Raw genomic sequence first — 19458 nt, 5'->3', positions numbered from 1 at the left:
GCGGCGATGGTAACGGATGCTTGGCAAGCTGCAAGCGCCTTCAGCTCAATTGCGCTTCGGCCAGCGTGAGTGTGCGCGGGATCTGCGTGGCATCCCAGTGCGTAATCCCCCAATCCAGCAGTTCCCGCGGGCTGGCGTGCAACAGTTCGTCATCGGGTTGCTGGCCGAGGGCGCGCAGGGCTCTCAATAGCAAAGGCGTGGCCTGGTCGGGTGTCAACGGCGGGGAACGGTAGGATTTGCCCAGTTTATTGCCGTCCGGCTGGATGATCAGCGGCACGTGCAGGTAGCGCGGTTGGCGCAGGCCGAGCAGTTCTTGCAGGTAGAGTTGGCGTGGCGTCGAGTCCAGCAGGTCGGCACCGCGCACGATATCGGTCACACCTTGCCACGCATCGTCGAGCACGACGGCCAGTTGATAGGCGTAGAGGCCGTCGCGGCGACGGATGACGAAATCGCCTACATCGCGGCCCAGGTGTTGTCGGAATTCGCCTTGGACGCGGTCGGTAAAGTGGTACTCAAGCTCGGGAACGCGCAAACGGATGGCGGCGTCTTGCTGGTCGTGGCCAGCATTGCGGCATAGGCCCGGGTAGATGCCATTGTAGGGTTCAAGCTGTTTGCGCGAGCAGGTGCAGGCGTAGGCTAGGCCGTGGTTGAACAGGTCATTAAGCACTTTGGCGTAGGCTTCATGCCGCCCGCTTTGTCGGACCAATTCACCGTCCCATTCAAAGCCGTAGCTTTCCAGGGCGTGCAGGATCGCCGCTTGGGCGCCGGGCTCTTCACGGGGTGGGTCGAGGTCTTCCATGCGCATCAGCCAGCGGCCATGGTTGGCGCGGGCGTCAAGGTAGGAGGCGAGGGCGGCGACCAGGGAGCCGAAATGCAAGTGGCCGCTGGGCGTGGGGGCAAAGCGCCCGATATAGGTAGAGGCTGTCATGGGCCGGATACTACTGGAAATTCGGTAAACGCCAGCAACAAAAATGGGGCGTTCGCACGCCCCATTCGTTCAGCTCGGCTGGATTACTTGCCGACCTGTTTTTCCTTGATTTCAGCCAAGGTCTTGCAGTCTACGCAGAGGTCCGCGGTTGGGCGGGCTTCCAGGCGACGAATACCAATCTCGACGCCGCAGGATTCGCACCAGCCGTATTCTTCGTCTTCGATCAGTTGCAGCGTCTTGTCGATCTTCTTGATCAGCTTGCGTTCGCGATCACGGGCGCGCAGTTCAAGGGCGAACTCTTCTTCCTGGCTGGCACGGTCGGCCGGGTCCGGGAAGTTGGCGGCTTCGTCCTTCATGTGGTCAACGGTGCGGTCGACCTCTTGCATCAAGTCCTGCTTCCACTTTTGCAGGATCTTGGTGAAGTGCTGGCGCATGGGCTTGCCCATGTACTCCTCACCCTTCGCTTCGACGTAAGGTGTGAAGCCACTGAGGCTCTGCTGCTGTTGCTTTGCTTGGGTGGACATGAATAGACCGCCTCTCACTCTTCTAATCCATTGCGCAGGATTGCAACGTCACCGACACCTGCCGGCCCTGCGGCTGCAAGCGGGCGAACTTACCAGATAGATTCGGGGTGCGCCACTCCCGGTTGTCGAGGCCTATGGCAAATCGCTTGCAAACTGCGACAGCCCGCCATTGCTGGGTATGCATTGCCTCGAATGTTGATTTTAGTCGTTTTGCAGGCGCTTGCCCGGCCGGCACATGCCGCCGGGCAGGCAATAGAACATGTTTTCCCGCGCGGGTTCGGTAGAATCCAGAATTTGTCCTCACCGTTAAGGAAGGCTAATGGCTCAGCCCTACAGTGCGCGCAGTCGCGCCATCGAACCTTTTCATGTCATGGCATTGCTGGCGCGGGCCAATGAGCTGCAAGCCGCCGGCCATGACGTGATCCACTTGGAAATCGGCGAGCCGGACTTCACCACCGCCGAGCCGATCATCCAGGCCGGCCAGGCAGCGTTGGCCAACGGCAAGACGCGCTATACCGCCGCCCGTGGCTTGCCTGAGTTGCGCGAGGCCATCAGCGGTTTCTACCAGCAGCGCTATGGGCTGAACGTGGACCCCGAGCGCATCCTGATCACGCCCGGTGGCTCTGGCGCATTGTTGCTCGCCAGCAGTTTGCTGGTGGACCCGGGCAAGCATTGGCTGCTCGCCGACCCTGGCTACCCCTGCAATCGCCACTTCCTGCGATTGGTGGAGGGCGCGGCGCAGCTGGTGCCGGTCGGTCCTGAAGTGCGCTATCAGTTGACCGCTGATCTGGTGGCCAAACACTGGGATCAGGACAGTGTGGGCGCATTGGTGGCATCCCCGGCCAACCCGACCGGCACGATCCTCACACGTAACGAATTGGCCGAGCTTTCCGGCGCGATCAAGGCGCGCAACGGTCATTTGGTGGTGGACGAGATTTACCATGGCCTCACCTATGGCACCGATGCGGCCAGCGTGCTGGAAGTCGACGACGACGCGTTCGTCCTGAATAGTTTTTCGAAGTATTTCGGCATGACCGGTTGGCGCCTGGGTTGGCTGGTAGCACCACCGGCGGCGGTGGGTGAATTGGAGAAGCTCGCGCAAAATCTCTACATCAGTGCGCCGAGCATGGCCCAGCATGCGGCATTGGCCTGTTTCACCCCGCAAACCCTTAGCATTCTGGAAGAGCGCCGCGCTGAGTTCGGCCGTCGTCGCGACTTCCTGCTGCCCGCCTTGCGCGAGCTTGGGTTTGGCATCGCGGTCGAGCCGGAGGGCGCGTTCTATTTATATGCCGATATCAGCGCGTTCGGCGGTGATGCCTTCGCATTCTGCCGCCACTTCCTCGACACCGAACATGTGGCGTTTACGCCAGGCCTGGATTTTGGCCGCTACCAAGCCGGCCACCATGTGCGTTTTGCCTACACGCAAAACCTCGATCGGCTACAGGAGGCGGTGGAACGGATCGCTCGTGGCTTGCGGAGCTGGCAAGGCTGATGCGCTTTCATCCTCCCCTAGAAGAAGCGCGGCTGATTCGTCGCTACAAGCGTTTTCTCACCGATATCGAAACCGTTACCGGCGAGTTGTTGACCATTCATTGCCCCAACACCGGCTCGATGCTCAATTGCATGGTCGAAGGTGGGCAGGTCTGGTTCAGTCGCTCCAATGACCCCAAGCGCAAGTTGCCGGGCACCTGGGAAATCGCCGAGACGCCCCAGGGTCGCTTGGCGTGTGTAAACACGGCGCGTGCCAATCAGTTGGTCGAGGAAGCGTTACGTGCGGGTGTCATCACCGAGCTGAACGGCTTTACCGCCTTGAAGCGTGAAGTGCCTTACGGTCAGGAGAAAAGCCGCATCGACTTCCGCCTGGACTATCCCGACGGCGCGGCCTACATCGAAGTCAAAAGTGTAACCCTGGGTTTTGACGGCACTTCGGTTGCCGCTTTCCCGGATGCAGTGACCCAGCGTGGCGCCAAGCATTTGCGCGAACTGGCCCATCTGGCGCGTGACGGTGTGCGAGCGGTGCAGTTGTATTGCGTCAACCTCTCGGGGATTGATGCTGTGCGCCCGGCCGTGGAGATCGACGCGGCCTACGCTGCTGCCCTGCGCGAAGCCAAGACGGCCGGGGTGGAAGTGCTGGCGTATGGCGTGCGCGTGACATCCGAGGAGATCTGCGTGGACCGGCGTCTGGACGTGCTGCTCGACTAGAGTTGCACCCACAACCCCTGGGCGTCTTCGCGGCCGGGCAGGGCGGTCAGGCTTTGCCCGGCGCAAGGGCCTGCGATGCACTCGCCGTTCTCGATCAGGAACAGCGCGCCGTGGGTGGCGCACTGGATCAGGCTGGCGCTGTCGTCGAGGAACCGGTCGGGCTGCCATTCCAGTAGAACCCCACGATGGGGGCAGCGGTTGATATAGAAGTAGGCAATGCCGTCCCGGCGCACGGCCAACAATTTGCAACCATCGATTTCAAAACCGAGGCTGCTGTCTGGCGCGAGGGTATCGGAGGAGCAGAGAAACTTCATTTCAATCCTTAAGTGCCTTGACGTTCAAATGCAAACAATTATCAAATGCCGGCTTCGCCCGTTGGCCGACCGGGCGCTCAATACGATGCGGGGCAGCGGTTATCTGTCACATTGATGAGCGTTTGAGCGGCCCTGCCCTTGGAAGGAAACCCTGTTATGCGCCTGAGTGCCAGCGCTATTGCGCTTGTTGTCGGACTGCTGGTCAACCCTGGGGCCCAAGCCTCTGAACTGCCTCAACGTTGGGTGAGTGCCGGTGGGGCGCTGTCGGAATGGGTGACGGCCTTGGGTGGTGAGTCGAAGTTAGTGGGCGTGGATACCACCAGCCAGCACCCTGAGTCCCTCAAGGCGTTGCCGAGCATTGGTTACCAGCGGCAGTTGTCGGCTGAGGGCATCTTGAGTTTGCGCCCGCAGGTGCTGGTGGGTACTGAAGAAATGGGCCCGCCGCCCATACTGGCGCAGATCCGCAGCGCGGGTGTGCAGGTGGAGATGTTCTCGGCGCAGCCTGACTTGCCGACGTTGAAGGGTAACCTCCAGCACTTGGGCAAGTTGCTGGGCGCTGAGGCCAGGGCCAACGCACTGTTTACCGGATATGAGCAGGCGATCGATCAGCAGAAGCGCTGGGTCGCCAAGGCTCAGTCCACCCAAAAGGCCCCCGGCGTTTTGCTGTTGCTGGGTCATGCAGGTGGCAAGCCGCTGATCGCGGGCAAAGACACAGCGGCTGACTGGATGTTGCAGCAGGCGGGAGGACGCAATCTGGCGACGCATACGGGCTACAAACCGTTTTCGGTGGAGTCATTGGCGGGGTTGAGCCCGGATGTGCTTGTGTTTGCGGATCGTGCCCTGACCGGAGATGCGGCGCGTGCGGCGCTGTTCAAGGAAAATCCGATCCTGGCGTCCACGCCGGCGGCCAAAAGCGGACGAGTGTTTGAAGTGGATCCGACCTTGCTGGTCGGCGGGCTGGGGCCGCGTATACCGCAAAGCCTCGCAGACCTATCTGCCGGGTTTTACCCCTCCCAGGCCAAGCCAGCCCCATGACCACTCTGGTAAAACCCAAGACGCTGTTTGTTGGGCTGGCGTTGTTGTGTGTCTTGGCGATCTGGCTTTCGTTGGCGCTGGGGCCTGTCAGCTTACCGTTGCTGGATACGCTCAAAGCCGCGCTGCGCTTGATGGGGTTGCCAATCGAGGCCCAAGGGCTGGAGCAGGCTGAGCTGATCCTGGGGCAGATCCGTTTGCCGCGCACGTTGCTGGGCTTGGCTGTCGGTGGTGTGTTGGCCTTGTCGGGGGTGGCGATGCAGGGGTTGTTTCGCAATCCCCTTGCTGATCCGGGGTTAGTCGGGGTTTCCAGCGGTGCTGCGCTTGGAGCTGCGGTGGCGATCGTCGGCGGTTCGTTTTTGGGTGGGCTGCCCGATGCGTTCGGGCCTTATCTTTTGTCACTCTGCGCATTCCTTGGCGGCCTGGGCGTCACCGCGCTGGTTTATCGATTGGGGCGGCGCAACGGGCAGACCAACGTCGCAACCATGTTGCTCGCCGGCATTGCCCTGACAGCGCTCGCCAGTTCGGCGGTGGGCCTGTTTACCTACCTGGCGGACGACGCCACTTTGCGCACCCTGACGTTTTGGAACCTGGGCAGCCTCAACGGCGCCAGCTATTCACGGTTATGGCCGCTTTTGCTGGTGAGCGCGGGCGTGGCGCTATGGCTGCCGCGCCGGGCCAAGGCGTTGAATGCCTTGCTGCTGGGTGAGTCGGAGGCCAATCATCTCGGCATCGATGTAGAAGGGCTCAAGCGCGAGTTGGTTTTCTGCACGGCGCTGGGCGTCGGGGCTGCGGTGGCTGCCGCGGGCATGATCGGTTTTGTAGGGTTGGTGGTGCCGCATCTGGTGCGTTTGCTGGCGGGGCCGGACCATCGAGTGTTGTTGCCGGCATCGGTTCTGGCAGGTGCAAGCCTATTGTTGTTTGCCGATCTGGTCGCACGGCTCGCGCTGGCACCGGCTGAGTTGCCGATCGGTATCGTCACCGCATTTATCGGCGCGCCGTTTTTTCTTTACCTGTTGTTGCGGGGGCGTGCCTGATGCTGCGTGTGGAAGACCTGCAGATCCGTCGCGGTCGCAAAACTGTATTGGCGGATGTCACCCTCGACTTGTTACCGGGCGAAGTGCTCGGCGTGTTGGGCCCCAACGGTGCGGGCAAAAGTACGCTGCTCGGTGGATTGTGCGGTGAGCTGCACCCCGACCAAGGCAACGTGTGGCTGGATCAGCGCCCGTTGAGTGAGTGGAGTGGTGCGCAGCGGGCACAGCGCCTGGCGGTATTGCCGCAAAGCTCGACGCTGGACTTTGCTTTCCGTGTCGAAGAGGTGGTCGGCATGGGTCGCCTGCCTCATCAGACCGGGCGAGCCCGCGATGATGAGATCATTGAGGCGGCGTTGCAGGCAGCAGATGTTGGCCACTTGAGCGGCCGCAGCTACCTGGCGCTGTCCGGTGGCGAGCGCCAGCGGGTGCATCTGGCACGGGTGCTGGCGCAGTTATGGCCGGGCGAGGCCGGGCAGACGTTGCTGTTGGATGAGCCAACGTCGATGCTGGATCCTTTGCATCAACACACCACCTTACAGGCTATTCGCACCTTTGCTGATCGGGGCGCGGCGGTGTTGGTGATCCTTCACGATTTGAACCTGGCGGCGCGTTACTGCGATCGCATTCTGCTGCTGGAGGCGGGACGGCCACACGCATTGGATACGCCGGTACAGGTGATGCAGCCTGAACCGTTGAAGGCTGTGTTTGGTTTGGATGTGCTAGTGCAGCCCCATCCGGAGCGTGGGCATCCACTGATCATTGCGCGCTGAAATCGGCTTTTTTATAGGCAAAAAAAGACCCGGCAAGAGCCGGGTCAAATAACCGTGATTAGCCTGATGAGGAGATAATCTGAGAGTCCGAACCAATGGTCTTTCAGTTATCGGCTGATCTCGCGATCAGTTGTGATAATCATAACGATTCTCATTTGAGAGTCAACCATTGTTTTTGCATGTTCTCTGCGTTTTCTCAAACGCTTGTTCGCAATGCCTGTAAATGTTGGGGTTAGTCGACGAGCTAATTCTTCTGGCGTGCCGATAGGGCGTCCAATTGACGGTTCAAGGCTTCCTTGCGCTCGGCAGGAATGTCATTCCAGTGCACATCCATCAACGCCCCTTCGATGGCATACAACAGGACTTTGGAGGCGCGAAAGCCACGCGTACGTACGGCCCGGTACGCATCGACCGCTCCCAGGCGGCGCAAGTCCGACGCACTGTGGATGCCCACCGCATGCAGCCACTGTGCGGACGTCTTGCCGAGGTTTTTCAGGTGTTGCAGCTCATCGTTCATCAAGCCTCCTTGCGACGGCCGAATGGTGCGGTGGGTATCGAGACCAGGCAAGCCTGCAAAGGAGTGTAGCGCTCAGTAGGAAAAGCGTAGTTCTTTAGTCGGAAACGGCCTAAAGCCCATAAGAATGGCGAGGTCAGGCAGGCAGGAAGTCCCCGGCCAGGCTGAGCGAGCCGGGGCTTAAGCAGAGGGTTTCAGCGGGTGCGGTAGCGTAGGCGAGTGCCGAAATTAACCGACATGAGGATCTCATCGGCGGTCAGCTCTGGCGGGAAGTAGGTGCCGGATATCTGTGCATGGGCCAGGCTGGCGCCTTCCAGTGGGCAATCGCGCAGGTCCAGGCCACGCAGGTCGGCAGAGCGAAAATAGGCATCGGTGAAGTCCACGCCAGCGGTGTTCAGCTCACGCAAATCCAGCCCGCGGAAGTCGCCGCCGCGCATGTCGATGACCCCGTCTTTAGGGCGTTCCTGGTTGAAGCCACGGATATCGTCTTTATGCAGGAGCGAGTAAAGCGGCGTATCAAGAAGCTTGGGGTGACTCATGACGGCGACTCCTGTTGGATTTATGACGCCATTATAGTGCCACTATTGCTTGGTCGTGCCCCCTAAGTAGACGACACGACCAAGAAATTTTTCTTACAGGCCAGGCAGGCGCTGACGAATATGCGCCACCAGCGCATCGAGGGTGCCACTTTCATTGGTCTCAACACGTTTGCTGAGGAGCAACTCCTCGGCATTCAGCGGGTCGCGAGTGGCTTGCTGTTCTTCGATAACCGTCAGTGTCGCGTCGGAAGGATCATTTTTGTCCGCCTGACGTTGCGCCAACCAACTGGCGATAACGGCTTGCGGCGCATTGCAATCCAGGATCAGGAAGGGCGCGCCTGTGGCCTCAGCTACTTTGGCCGCTGCATCGCGTTGTTCGCGTTTAAGGAACGTCGCATCCAGCACCACCGGGTAACCGGCGCGTAGCACGGTATCGGCAATTTCATTCAAGCGTGCGTAAGTTGCCACACTGGCGTCGGCCGCATAGATGCCAGCGTGTGGCGTGTTTTCCACCTGCTGCTCGCCGAACAGGCGCTTGCGCTCCACGTCTGAACGCAGGCGCACGGCGCCCAGGGCTTCAACCAATCGCATGGACACGTGGCTTTTGCCTACGGCCGACACACCGTGGGTAATGGCCAGGAAGCGCGACGGAATGGTGCTGTAGCTTTCCGCCAGGTTGGCGTAGTTGCGGTATTGGCGCAGGGTCGTGGCGCGTTGCACCGGGCTGGCTTCGCTCGGCATGCTGAACAGCGCGATCTTGGCGCGGACCAGAGCGCGATAGGCTTTATAGAAGTTCAGTACTTCCAGGCCTTGATAGTCGCCGGTCAGTTCCAGGTACTGGCTGATAAAACGGCGAGCCAGGGACTTGAGGCCCCGGTCTTCAAGGTCCATCGCCAGGAAACCGGTATCGGCATACACATCGGTGAAGCGGAACGGCTCGTTGAACTCGATGCAGTCGAAGATCACCACGTGGCCGTCGATCAAAGTGGCGTTGCCCAGGTGAATATCACCGTGGCATTCGCGGGTGAAACCGTCCTTTTTGCGCTGGGAGAACAACGGCTTGAGGCGCTCGAAGCTGCTTTCGGCCCAGGCCTGCAGAGCATCCAACTGAGCCAGGTCAGCCTTGTCGCTGAGGAACGGACGGATCTGGTCGAAGTTCTGGCGAACCGGTGCCATGACCTCATCCGGGGTGCCGGCCGGGTGTTCCTGCGGGACTTTTGGCGCAGTGAGGTGGAAGTGCGCGATTTGCTTGGCCATCTCATCGATGTGCGCGCTTGTCAGTTCGCCGTTGGCTTGCAAGGTGCTGAGCAGCTGGCTCTGCGGGAACTGGCGCATTTTCAGCGCGTATTCGACGACCGGGCCGTCGCCGCCCAACTGCGGCGCTTCGGCACTTCCGGTGATCGGCAACACTTCAAGATACAAATCTTCAGTCAGGCGCTGGTTGAGGCGCAATTCTTCCCGGCAGAAGTGGCCGCGCTTTTCCAGATCGGTGAAGTCGAGAAAGCCGAAGTTCATCGGCTTCTTCAGCTTATAGGCATACGGGCCGGTCAGGACGACCCAGGAAATATGGGTCTCGATGACTTGGAACGCTTCAACCGGGTGAGGGTATAAAGCCGGATTTTGCAGGGCAGCGATCAGGGACTGGCTCACGGGCGATCCTTCAGAGTCTGGGGGAAAACATGGCGGGCATTATGGCCGCTACAAGCGGTCATGCAAACCGCTGTCCGGCTCATGTTGATCATCGATAAAGTGCGTATAATCCGCCGCCATGACTCGAACCCGATCTCCCCGTTCCCGTAAAAAACCTCCTTCCCGCGGCCTGCGCCCTTGGCTGGGCTGGGCGCTCAAGCTCGGCCTTGTAGGCCTCGTCGTGCTCGCCGGCTTTGCGGTGTACCTCGACGCCGTGGTTCAGGAGAAGTTCTCTGGCAAGCGCTGGACCATTCCGGCCAAGGTGTACGCGCGCCCGTTGGAGTTGTTCACCGGCCAGAAGTTGAGCAAGGATGACTTCCTTACCGAACTCGACGCCTTGGGCTACCGCCGCGAACCCGTGAGCAACGGTCCGGGTGCCGCAGCCGTCAGTGGTAACACTGTCGACCTGAATACCCGTGGCTTCCAGTTCTACGAAGGCCTGGAGAAAGCCCAGCCGGTGCGCGTGCGCTTCTCTGGCGATTATGTAGCTGAACTGTCGTCGCTCAATGGTTCAAAGTTGCCGGTGGTTCGCCTGGAACCGCTGATGATCGGCGGCATTTATCCGAAAAACCTTGAAGACCGCATCCTGATCAAACTTGATCAGGTGCCACCGTATCTGCTGGAAACCTTGGTTGCCGTTGAAGATCGCGATTTCTACAGTCACTGGGGTGTGTCGCCGAAGTCGATTGCCCGCGCAGTCTGGGTGAACACCTCCGGCGGCAAGATGACTCAGGGCGGCAGTACGCTGACGCAACAATTGGTCAAGAACTTTTACCTGACCAACGAGCGCAGCCTGACCCGCAAACTTACCGAAGCGATGATGGCGATGCTGCTGGAGCTGCACTACAGCAAGCAGGAAATCCTTGAGGCGTACCTCAACGAGGTTTTCGTCGGTCAGGATGGCCAGCGCGCCGTGCACGGTTTCGGTTTGGCCAGCCAGTTCTTCTTTGGTCAGCCGCTGTCCGAATTGAAGTTGCACCAGGTCGCGTTACTGGTGGGCATGGTCAAAGGGCCTTCCTACTACAACCCGCGCCGCAATCCTGAACGTGCGCTGGAGCGACGCAATCTGGTGCTCGACGTGCTTGAGCAACAGGGTGTTGCCACGGCTGAACAAGTCGCCGCGGCCAAGAAAATGCCACTGGGTGTAACCACCCGCGGCAAACTGGCAGACAGCTCCTTCCCAGGCTTTATCGATCTGGTCAAACGCCAACTGCGTGAAGACTATCGCGACGAAGACTTGACCGAAGAAGGCCTGCGGATCTTTACCAGTTTCGATCCGATCCTGCAGATGAAGGCCGAAGCGTCGGTCAACGACACCTTCAAGCGTCTGACGGGCCGTAAAGGTTCCGATGAAGTCGAAGCGGCCATGGTCGTGACCAACCCGGAAACCGGTGAAGTCCAGGCCATGATCGGCAGTCGCCAGGCTAGCTTTGCCGGCTTCAACCGTGCGCTGGATGCGGTGCGGCCGATCGGTTCGCTGGTCAAGCCAGCGGTCTATCTGACGGCTTTGGAAAAGCCGAGCAAATACACGCTTACCAGTTGGTTGTCGGATGATCCGCTGTCGGTCAAAGGTGCAGATGGTCAGGTGTGGACGCCGCAGAATTTCGACCGCCGCTCCCACGGTACTGTATTCCTGTATCAGGGGATTGCGCACTCCTACAACATATCCACTTCGCGACTCGGCCTTGAAGTCGGCGTACCAAATGTCCTCAAGACCATCGCGCGGCTGGGCGTTACCCGTGAGTTCCCGGCGTTTCCATCGATTCTGCTGGGCGCGGGGGCGATGACCCCGATGGAAGTCGCGACCATGTACCAGACCCTCGCCAACGGTGGTTTCAATACCCCGATGCGCGGAATCCGCAGTGTTCTGACCGCCGAGGGCGAGCCGCTCAAGCGCTACCCGTTCCAAATCCAGCAGCGTTTCGACGCAGGCTCCATTTACCTGATCCAGAACGCCATGCAGCGTGTGATGCGTGAAGGTACGGGGCGCTCGGTGTACAGCGTGCTGCCGGCGAACCTGACCTTGGCGGGCAAGACGGGCACCAGTAACGATTCGCGTGACAGCTGGTTTGCCGGTTTTGGTCAGGACGTGCTGGCGGTGGTGTGGCTGGGGCGTGACGATAACGGCAAGACGCCATTCACCGGTGCTACCGGTGCGCTGCAGGTCTGGACCAGTTTCATGCGCAAGGCCGACCCGCTGCCGTTGAATATGCCGCAGCCGGATAACATCGTGCAGGCCTGGATTGATCCGCACACGGGACAGGGCTCCGATGCCAACTGTCCGGGCGCGGTACAGATGCCGTATATTCGCGGCAGCGAACCGCCACCCGGCGCCGCATGTGGTGGCAATGCCCCTGCTGATGCGGAATCGGTGATGGATTGGGTCAAGGGCTGGATGAATTAAGCAAAGAGGGTTTCAAGTGAACAAGTGGTTGTTTCCAGCTATTACAGCTCTGGCTTTGCTCGGCGGTTGCTCCAGCGTGCAGCGCGGCTCCATTCCCGTGGTGGACTCGAGCACGGCCGTCTCCAATAACGACCGGATCTCGGCCAATGGCGGGTTCCGCCAGACCGTCACCAATCGTCCTGCCCAGGCCAAGCCGCAAGCCATGCCGCAGGATTCGGGCGTGGTGGTGATGGTGCCTGGCGGTGGTGCTGCGACGTCGGCCCCAATCAGCGCCGAGCCATGGACCCCTGGGCCTAGCAACTCCGGCCCGATCGATACCACGCCGATCCAGACCGCCCCGATCAATCAGGGCACCTACAACATGCCGTCGACGCCGAGTGGCATTCCATCGTCGTCCAGCAGCGGTGGCCTGTCGGCTGACGAGCAACTGGATGGCCCGGTGCTGGCTTTGTTGACCACTGCCCAGCAACAGCAGGCGGGCGGTGATTTGAACGGCGCATCGTCGAGTCTTGAGCGTGCCCAGCGCGTTGCGCCGCGTGAGCCGCAAGTGCTGTATCGCTTGGCCCAGGTACGCATGGCCCAGGGTGATGCGCCGCAGGCGGAGCAGTTCGCCCGTCGCGGCTTGTCGCTCGCCAACGGGCGTCCCGACCTGCAAGCTAGCCTGTGGGCGTTGATCGGCGACGCGCGTGCCGCACAAGGCGATGCCGCTGGCGCTGCCCAAGCGCGTCAAAAAGCCAAGGTCAGCCTCTGATGGATGCACGGTTTCCCGCTATCGCCGAACAGCTGTTGCTCATAGAGCGAGAGTTGCGGGTGCAGGGCTGGTGGGACGATGTGTCCCCCAGCGCCGAGGCGCTCAGCAGTGTCGAGCCCTTTTCCGTGGACACCCTGGACTTTCACCAGTGGCTGCAGTGGATCTTCCTGGTGCGCATGAAGCAGATTCTTGAACAAGATCTGCCTTTGCCCAACGCCTCGGGCATTCTGGAGATGGCCGAAATGGTCTACGTCGATCGCCCGCTAGAGAGCCGTGGTTTGCGTAATGCGCTGAAAAAGTTCGACCAATTGATCGTCGACGCTCGTTAATTGCCTGACTGCCGGTTTTTCCGGCAGTGTGGCGCACATTTCTACCGCTTGACGACATTCAGGCGAGTTTTATCCCTCCTCAAAGCCCTTTCTCCTGCGTTCTCATGCGCTTAGTTGGAAAAAAGCGCAATTATTGCTTGACTTGAAGGGCCTGAAACAGAAGAATCCAAAGTCCGCTGTATCGGGACTGCCAGAAGCAGGCCCGCTCAGCAGATCATGAGGCGCACATCCGCGCCGACCTGTTACACCCGCAACGCGTTACCTCGCGCTGGGTGGGAAAAGCCCGCAACACTTGGGACGATCCCAATACTTGCTCAGTCAGTGCTGACGTAGTCGGCGACCACCGTCGCTCATGCTCTGTTGAGAAGTAAACCTATTAAGACCCGTCGGTTTTCAACGGACGGTATTCTGGCGTTTTAGAGGTGAACAACGTGGAGCTTTTATCTGGTGGTGAGATGCTCGTCCGCTTTTTGCGTGACGAAGGCGTCGACTATATCTACGGGTACCCAGGTGGTGCTCTGCTGCATGTCTACGACGCACTGTTCAAGGAACCGGCTGTTACCCACATCCTGGTTCGCCACGAACAAGCCGCGACCCATATGGCTGACGGTTACGCCCGTGCCACCGGTAAAGCCGGCGTGGTACTGGTAACGTCCGGCCCAGGCGCCACCAATGCCATTACCGGCATCGCGACTGCGTATATGGACTCCATCCCGATGGTGATCATTTCCGGCCAGGTGCCCAGCACCATGGTAGGGACCGATGCATTCCAGGAAACCGACATGATCGGTATTTCCCGGCCGATCGTGAAACACAGCTTCATGATCAAGCATCCGTCGGAAATCCCGGAAGTCATGAAAAAGGCCTTCTACCTCGCGCAGTCCGGTCGTCCGGGCCCTGTCGTGGTCGATATCCCGAAAGACATGACCAACCCGGCCGAAAAGTTCGAATACATCTTCCCGAAGAAAGCCAAGCTGCGTTCCTACAGCCCGGCCGTCCGCGGGCACTCGGGACAAATCCGCAAGGCGGCAGAAATGCTCCTGGCGGCCAAGCGTCCTGTGTTGTACTCGGGTGGTGGCGTCATTTTGGGCGGCGGTTCTGCACCCTTGACCGAACTGGCCAAGCTGCTCAACCTGCCGGTGACCAACACCTTGATGGGGCTCGGCGCATTCCCGGGCACAGACCGTCAGTTCGTCGGCATGCTCGGCATGCACGGTAGCTACACCGCCAACCTGGCCATGCACCACGCTGACGTGATCCTGGCGGTGGGTGCACGTTTTGATGACCGAGTGATCAACGGCGCGAGCAAATTCTGCCCGAATGCCAAGATCATCCACATCGACATCGACCCGGCGTCCATCTCCAAGACCATCAAGGCCGACGTGCCTATCGTAGGTCCAGTGGAAAGCGTATTGACCGAAATGGTCGCTGCGCTGAAGGACATTGGCGAGGCGCCGAACAAGGAATCCGTTGCCAGTTGGTGGAAGCAGATCGACGAGTGGCGCGGTGACCGCGGCCTTTTCCCTTACGACAAGGGCGACGGCAGCATCATCAAGCCACAAACCGTGATCGAGACCCTGTGCGAAGTGACCAAGGGCGATGCCTTTGTGACCTCCGACGTGGGCCAGCACCAGATGTTCGCCGCGCAGTACTACAAGTTCGACAAGCCTAACCGCTGGATCAACTCCGGTGGCCTGGGCACGATGGGCTTTGGTTTCCCTGCGGCCATGGGCGTGAAACTGAGCTTCCCGGACACCGACGTCGCGTGCGTCACCGGTGAGGGCAGCATCCAGATGAACATCCAGGAACTGTCGACGTGCCTGCAGTACGGCCTTCCGGTGAAGATCGTCTGCTTGAACAACGGCGTGCTGGGCATGGTTCGTCAATGGCAGGACATGAGCTACAACAGCCGTCACTCCCATTCCTACATGGAATCGCTGCCGGATTTCGTCAAACTGGTTGAAGCCTATGGCCACGTCGGCATTCGCATCACCGATTTGAAAGATCTGAAGCCGAAAATGGAAGAGGCGTTCGCCATGAAAGACCGCCTGGTGTTCATCGATATCAAGGTGGATACCAGTGAGCACGTCTACCCGATGCAGATCAAAGACGGCTCGATGCGCGACATGTGGCTGAACAAGACGGAGCGTACTTAATCATGCGGCACATTATCTCCCTGCTTCTGGAGAACGAACCCGGCGCTCTGTCTCGTGTTGTCGGCCTGTTTTCGCAACGTAACTACAACATCGAAAGCCTGACCGTGGCCCCGACCGAAGACCCGACCCTGTCGCGCCTGACGTTGACCACTGTGGGCCACGATGAGGTGATCGAACAGATCACCAAGAACCTCAACAAGCTGATCGAAGTGGTCAAGCTGGTCGACCTGTCGGAAAGTGCCCACATTGAGCGCGAGCTGATGCTGGTTAAAGTGAAGGCCACGGGTGCCCAACGTGCCGAGATCAAACGCACCACCGACATTTATCGTGGGCAGATCGTCGATGTGAGCGCCAGCGTTTATACCGTTCAACTGACCGGGACAAGCGACAAGCTGGACAGCTTCATCCAGTCGATCGGGACGGCCTCGATTCTGGAAACAGTACGCAGTGGTGTCACCGGGATTGCCCGTGGCGACAAAGTACTCAGCATCTAACCCAAATTAGCGAATGGCCTTACGGCCTGGATATATAGAGGAACCTCATGAAAGTTTATTACGATAAAGATTGTGACCTGTCGATCATCCAGGGCAAGAAAGTCGCCATCATCGGCTACGGCTCCCAGGGTCACGCGCAAGCTTGCAACCTCAAAGACTCCGGCGTTGACGTGACTGTAGGCCTGCGCAAAGGCTCGGCCACTGTTGCCAAGGCTGAGGCCCACGGCCTGAAAGTGACTGACGTTGCTTCTGCCGTTGCTGCTGCTGACCTGGTCATGATCCTGACCCCGGACGAGTTCCAATCCTCGCTGTACAAGAACGAAATCGAGCCGAACATCAAGAAGGGCGCTACCCTGGCCTTCTCCCACGGTTTCGCGATTCACTACAACCAGGTAGTGCCACGCGCTGACCTGGACGTGATCATGATCGCGCCGAAAGCGCCAGGTCACACCGTGCGTTCCGAGTTCGTCAAAGGCGGCGGTATCCCTGACCTGATCGCGATCTACCAGGACGCATCGGGCAACGCCAAGAACGTGGCACTGTCCTACGCTGCTGGCGTCGGTGGCGGTCGTACCGGCATCATCGAAACCACCTTCAAGGACGAGACTGAAACCGACCTGTTCGGCGAACAAGCCGTTCTGTGCGGCGGTACCGTTGAACTGGTAAAAGCCGGTTTCGAAACCCTGGTTGAAGCTGGCTACGCGCCGGAAATGGCCTACTTCGAATGCTTGCACGAACTGAAACTGATCGTTGACCTCATGTACGAAGGCGGTATCGCCAACATGAACTACTCGATCTCCAACAACGCCGAGTACGGCGAGTACGTGACTGGCCCGGAAGTGATTAACGCCGAGTCCCGTCAGGCCATGCGCAACGCCCTGAAACGTATTCAGGATGGCGAATACGCCAAAATGTTCATCAGCGAAGGCGCTACCGGCTACCCTTCGATGACCGCCAAGCGTCGTAACAACGCCGCTCACGGTATCGAAGTCATCGGCGAGCAACTGCGCTCCATGATGCCGTGGATCGGTGCCAACAAGATCGTCGACAAAGCCAAGAACTAAGTCGTACGTATCAAGGGAAAACGCGGCTTAGGCCGCGTTTTTTCGTTTGGGGGGCGGGTTCTGGTATAAAGCTGCATCGTTTGCGGGCGAACACGCGCCGCAAGTATCTGTCGAATTTTTTCACACCGTTGCAAGGTAAAGTCCATGAGCGAACGTCCCGAAGAGCCAAACCAGGCTCCTGACGCCGAAAGCCTGCTGCCGATCGATGAACATGTCGAAGAAGGGCATGACGCTGAAGGCCGCAAGGTCCGGCATCGTGGCATCTATCTTTTGCCCAACCTGTTCACCACGGCGAACCTGTTTGCCGGGTTCTACTCCATCATCAACTCCATGAGCGCCCAAAGCGCGCTGGCGGCAGGTGATGCGGCGAGTGCCAGCAAGTATTTCGGCTTTGCTGCCATCGCCATCTTTGTTGCCATGGTGCTCGACGGCCTGGATGGTCGTGTTGCGCGCATGACCAATACGCAAAGTGCCTTCGGTGCCGAGTACGACTCGTTGTCGGATATGGTCGCGTTTGGTGTTGCGCCCGCGTTGCTGGCATTTGCCTGGGCGCTGGGTGACATGGGCAAGGTCGGTTGGATGGTTGCCTTCATCTATGTCGCGGGTGCTGCTTTGCGTCTGGCGCGCTTCAATACCCAGGTGGGAACTGCCGACAAGCGTTACTTCATCGGTTTGGCCAGCCCGGCTGCTGCGGGTGTGGTAGCGGGCATCGTCTGGGCGTTCAGCGATTACGGCATCCAGGGTTCGAAGATGTCGTTCCTGGTGGCCTTGATGGTGGCTGCGGCCGGCATGCTGATGGTCAGCAACATCAAGTACAACAGCTTCAAGGAGCTGGACCTGAAGGGGCGCGTACCTTTCGTGGCGATTCTGGCAGTGGTGCTGGTGTTCGCCGTGGTGTTCAGCGACCCGCCGCGTATTCTGTTGCTGGCGTTCCTGGTTTACGCCGCTTCGGGGCCGGTTCAGTACTTACTGCATCTGCGCCGCGACAAAACATTGCCTTAATGTAATTTCCCCCATACTCCGCAGTCTATTGGTGCATCAGTCCTCCAATGCTGCGGAGTTGCCATGTTAATCAAATTGCCCAAAGCGTCCGATTGCCACGAATCGGATGTCACACCTGAATCCTTCTATCTCTCTCGCCGTAGCTTGCTCGGTGGTGCGCTTGCCGGCGTTGCTGCCAGCAGCTTGCCGCGTTGGGCGAGTGCGGACGAAGCCTCGCGTTATGCCGATGTCGAAGCGGGCAGGGCACCGAGCTGGTTTGCCGAGAAACTGCCGGGCACGAAATGGCAGGCTGTCACGGTAAAGGACGAGGCAATCACCCCGTTCAAGGATGCGACCCACTACAACAACTTCTACGAGTTCGGTACAGGTAAGGGCGACCCAGCAACCAATGCGGGCTCACTCAAGACCGAGCCCTGGAGCGTGGTGATTGATGGCGAAGTCGCGAAACCAGGTCGATATGCTCTGGAAGACTTCATGAATCCGTATCAGTTGGAAGAGCGTATCTACCGTCTGCGCTGTGTTGAGGCATGGTCAATGGTTATTCCATGGATCGGTTTTCCTATCTCGGCGTTGCTCAAGCAGGTTGAGCCGACTTCCAAGGCCAAATACATTCGTTTTGAAACGCTGCAAGATCCCAAGAGCATGCCGGGCCAGCGGTCGAGTTTTGGCTTGATCGATTGGCCTTATATAGAGGGCTTGCGTCTGGATGAGGCGATGAATCCTTTGGCGATCCTGGCTGTGGGAATGTACGGGCGCGAACTGCCTAACCAGAATGGCGCGCCGCTGCGTTTGGTCGTGCCATGGAAATATGGCTTCAAGAGTGTGAAGTCTATTGTTCGCATCAGCCTTGTCAGCGAGCAGCCGAAAACCACCTGGCAGAGCATTGCAGCGGACGAATATGGTTTTTATGCAAATGTGAACCCTACGGTCGATCACCCGCGTTGGACCCAAGCGCGGGAGCGTCGTCTACCGAGTGGCCTCTTCAGCCCCAATGTGCGCGAGACGCAGATGTTCAATGGTTACTCGGATGAGGTGGCGTCTCTCTATACCGATCTCGACCTGCGGAAGAACTACTGATGCGTTACCCGATTTGGCGTATTGGCGTCTTTATAGTGGCGGCGGTATGGCCGTTGTTCTGGCTATATGAAGCTTGGAGTTCTGTCCTGGGGCCGGATCCGGGCAAAGTGCTGGTTGATCGGCTGGGCCTCGGCACGCTGATACTGCTGTTGATCACCCTGGCAATGACCCCGCTGCAGAAGCTTAGTGGTTGGGCAGGGTGGATAGCGGTGCGTCGGCAGCTTGGGTTGTGGTGCTTTGCTTATGTCGTGCTGCATCTGGCTGCTTATTGTGTGTTTGTGCTGGGGTTGGATTGGTCGCAGCTCGGCGTTGAGTTGCGCAAACGGCCTTACATTATCGTGGGCGCGTTGGGTTTCCTGTCGCTGTTGGTATTGGCGGTGACGTCGAATCGTTACAGTCAGCGTCGGTTGGGCAGCCGTTGGAAGAAGCTGCACCGTCTGGTGTACGTGATTCTGGGACTTGGCTTGCTTCACATGTTGTGGATTGTGCGGGCGGACCTCAAGGAATGGGCTATCTATGCTTCTATAGGTGCGCTGCTCCTGGTGCTACGGATCCCGCCTGTAATGCGTCGAATCCCGCGCCTTATTGCGAAAAAATCACTTTCTTCAACGAAAGCGTAATTAACGGTTGACGTT

The 19458-nt window shown here is 59.2% G+C and carries 20 protein-coding genes; 14 read left to right on the top strand and 6 right to left on the bottom strand.

Annotation, left to right across the window (positions count from 1 at the left end; genetic code table 11):
• Positions 1–40: 40 nt before the first annotated feature.
• Positions 41–928, bottom strand: coding sequence for a tRNA glutamyl-Q(34) synthetase GluQRS (gene gluQRS, locus RB216_RS24975; RefSeq protein WP_028617957.1), 888 nt, complete (start codon positions 926–928; stop codon positions 41–43).
• Between the two features lie 83 nt (positions 929–1011).
• Complete coding sequence (dksA, locus tag RB216_RS24970; protein ID WP_026083092.1) at positions 1012–1452, bottom strand: RNA polymerase-binding protein DksA; 441 nt, start codon at positions 1450–1452, stop codon at positions 1012–1014.
• Between the two features lie 319 nt (positions 1453–1771).
• Between dksA and RB216_RS24965 the strand changes: the two genes are divergently transcribed.
• Together RB216_RS24965 and sfsA are read left to right on the top strand one after the other, a co-directional pair.
• Positions 1772–2944 carry a pyridoxal phosphate-dependent aminotransferase gene (locus tag RB216_RS24965; protein ID WP_308908012.1) on the top strand — a complete coding sequence of 391 codons (1173 nt, stop codon included), beginning with the start codon at positions 1772–1774 and terminating at the stop codon, positions 2942–2944.
• Complete coding sequence (gene sfsA / locus RB216_RS24960) at positions 2944–3654, top strand: DNA/RNA nuclease SfsA (RefSeq protein WP_068933676.1); 711 nt, start codon at positions 2944–2946, stop codon at positions 3652–3654. The genes RB216_RS24965 and sfsA overlap by 1 nt, the downstream gene beginning before the upstream one ends.
• Here sfsA and RB216_RS24955 read toward each other — a convergent pair.
• Positions 3651–3968 (bottom strand): Rieske (2Fe-2S) protein, encoded by a 318-nt coding sequence (locus tag RB216_RS24955; RefSeq protein ID WP_028617954.1) that lies wholly within the window; start codon positions 3966–3968, stop codon positions 3651–3653. The genes sfsA and RB216_RS24955 overlap by 4 nt on opposite strands.
• A gap of 156 nt (positions 3969–4124) precedes the next feature.
• Here RB216_RS24955 and RB216_RS24950 point away from each other — a divergent pair, with 156 nt between their 5' ends.
• Genes RB216_RS24950 through RB216_RS24940 form a run of 3 tightly spaced genes read left to right on the top strand, consistent with a single transcriptional unit; the run spans position 4125 to position 6804 of the window.
• Positions 4125–5003 carry a heme/hemin ABC transporter substrate-binding protein gene (locus tag RB216_RS24950; RefSeq protein ID WP_308908011.1) on the top strand — a complete coding sequence of 293 codons (879 nt, stop codon included), beginning with the start codon at positions 4125–4127 and terminating at the stop codon, positions 5001–5003.
• A complete protein-coding gene (locus tag RB216_RS24945) occupies positions 5000–6037 on the top strand; it encodes a FecCD family ABC transporter permease (protein ID WP_028617952.1) in 1038 nt (345 codons plus the stop codon). Before RB216_RS24950 ends, RB216_RS24945 begins: the two co-directional genes overlap by 4 nt.
• On the top strand, positions 6037–6804 hold the full coding sequence (locus RB216_RS24940; RefSeq protein ID WP_028617951.1) for a heme ABC transporter ATP-binding protein: 768 nt from the start codon (positions 6037–6039) through the stop codon (positions 6802–6804). The genes RB216_RS24945 and RB216_RS24940 overlap by 1 nt, the downstream gene beginning before the upstream one ends.
• A gap of 244 nt (positions 6805–7048) precedes the next feature.
• On the opposite strand, the gene RB216_RS24935 is transcribed toward RB216_RS24940, so the two are convergent.
• The 3 genes from RB216_RS24935 to RB216_RS24925 form a co-directional block, all read right to left on the bottom strand.
• Entirely contained in the window at positions 7049–7321 is a 273-nt protein-coding gene (locus RB216_RS24935) for a TfoX/Sxy family protein (protein WP_010206563.1), read from the bottom strand.
• A 191-nt stretch (positions 7322–7512) separates the two neighbouring features.
• A complete protein-coding gene (locus tag RB216_RS24930) occupies positions 7513–7857 on the bottom strand; it encodes a pentapeptide repeat-containing protein (RefSeq protein WP_016976848.1) in 345 nt (114 codons plus the stop codon).
• A gap of 93 nt (positions 7858–7950) precedes the next feature.
• Complete coding sequence (locus tag RB216_RS24925) at positions 7951–9507, bottom strand: bifunctional aminoglycoside phosphotransferase/ATP-binding protein (protein WP_308908010.1); 1557 nt, start codon at positions 9505–9507, stop codon at positions 7951–7953.
• Positions 9508–9625: 118 nt separating this feature from the next.
• On the opposite strand from RB216_RS24925, the gene mrcB reads away from it, so the two are divergent.
• The 9 genes from mrcB (at position 9626) to msrQ (ending at position 19443) form a co-directional block, all read left to right on the top strand.
• Positions 9626–11950, top strand: coding sequence for a penicillin-binding protein 1B (gene mrcB, locus RB216_RS24920; protein ID WP_308908009.1), 2325 nt, complete (start codon positions 9626–9628; stop codon positions 11948–11950).
• A 16-nt stretch (positions 11951–11966) separates the two neighbouring features.
• Positions 11967–12701, top strand: coding sequence for a tetratricopeptide repeat protein (locus tag RB216_RS24915; RefSeq protein WP_028617948.1), 735 nt, complete (start codon positions 11967–11969; stop codon positions 12699–12701).
• The gene (locus RB216_RS24910; RefSeq protein WP_308908008.1) at positions 12701–13030 is read left to right on the top strand and encodes a YqcC family protein; all 330 of its coding nucleotides are present in this window, start codon (positions 12701–12703) and stop codon (positions 13028–13030) included. The genes RB216_RS24915 and RB216_RS24910 overlap by 1 nt, the downstream gene beginning before the upstream one ends.
• Positions 13031–13461: 431 nt before the next feature.
• Positions 13462–15186, top strand: a complete 1725-nt coding sequence (locus RB216_RS24905) for an acetolactate synthase 3 large subunit (RefSeq protein ID WP_028617946.1) — start codon at positions 13462–13464, stop codon at positions 15184–15186.
• Between the two features lie 2 nt (positions 15187–15188).
• Entirely contained in the window at positions 15189–15680 is a 492-nt protein-coding gene (ilvN, locus tag RB216_RS24900) for an acetolactate synthase small subunit (protein ID WP_003176102.1), read from the top strand.
• Between the two features lie 47 nt (positions 15681–15727).
• A complete protein-coding gene (gene ilvC / locus RB216_RS24895) occupies positions 15728–16744 on the top strand; it encodes a ketol-acid reductoisomerase (protein WP_003194132.1) in 1017 nt (338 codons plus the stop codon).
• Positions 16745–16888: 144 nt separating this feature from the next.
• Positions 16889–17746: a CDP-diacylglycerol--serine O-phosphatidyltransferase gene (gene pssA, locus RB216_RS24890; RefSeq protein WP_016976855.1), complete on the top strand. Its 858-nt coding sequence runs from the start codon at positions 16889–16891 to the stop codon at positions 17744–17746.
• Positions 17747–17809: 63 nt separating this feature from the next.
• Positions 17810–18823, top strand: coding sequence for a protein-methionine-sulfoxide reductase catalytic subunit MsrP (msrP, locus tag RB216_RS24885; protein WP_028617945.1), 1014 nt, complete (start codon positions 17810–17812; stop codon positions 18821–18823).
• A complete protein-coding gene (gene msrQ, locus RB216_RS24880; RefSeq protein WP_028617944.1) occupies positions 18823–19443 on the top strand; it encodes a protein-methionine-sulfoxide reductase heme-binding subunit MsrQ in 621 nt (206 codons plus the stop codon). Before msrP ends, msrQ begins: the two co-directional genes overlap by 1 nt.
• Positions 19444–19458 lie beyond the last annotated feature (15 nt).

Origin of the sequence: Pseudomonas canadensis (assembly GCF_030980095.1) — a bacterium.
Lineage (GTDB): Bacteria > Pseudomonadota > Gammaproteobacteria > Pseudomonadales > Pseudomonadaceae > Aquipseudomonas > Aquipseudomonas canadensis.
The sequence above is the reverse complement of the archived record's forward strand: the minus strand, read 5'-3'. Positions and strand labels throughout refer to the sequence as shown.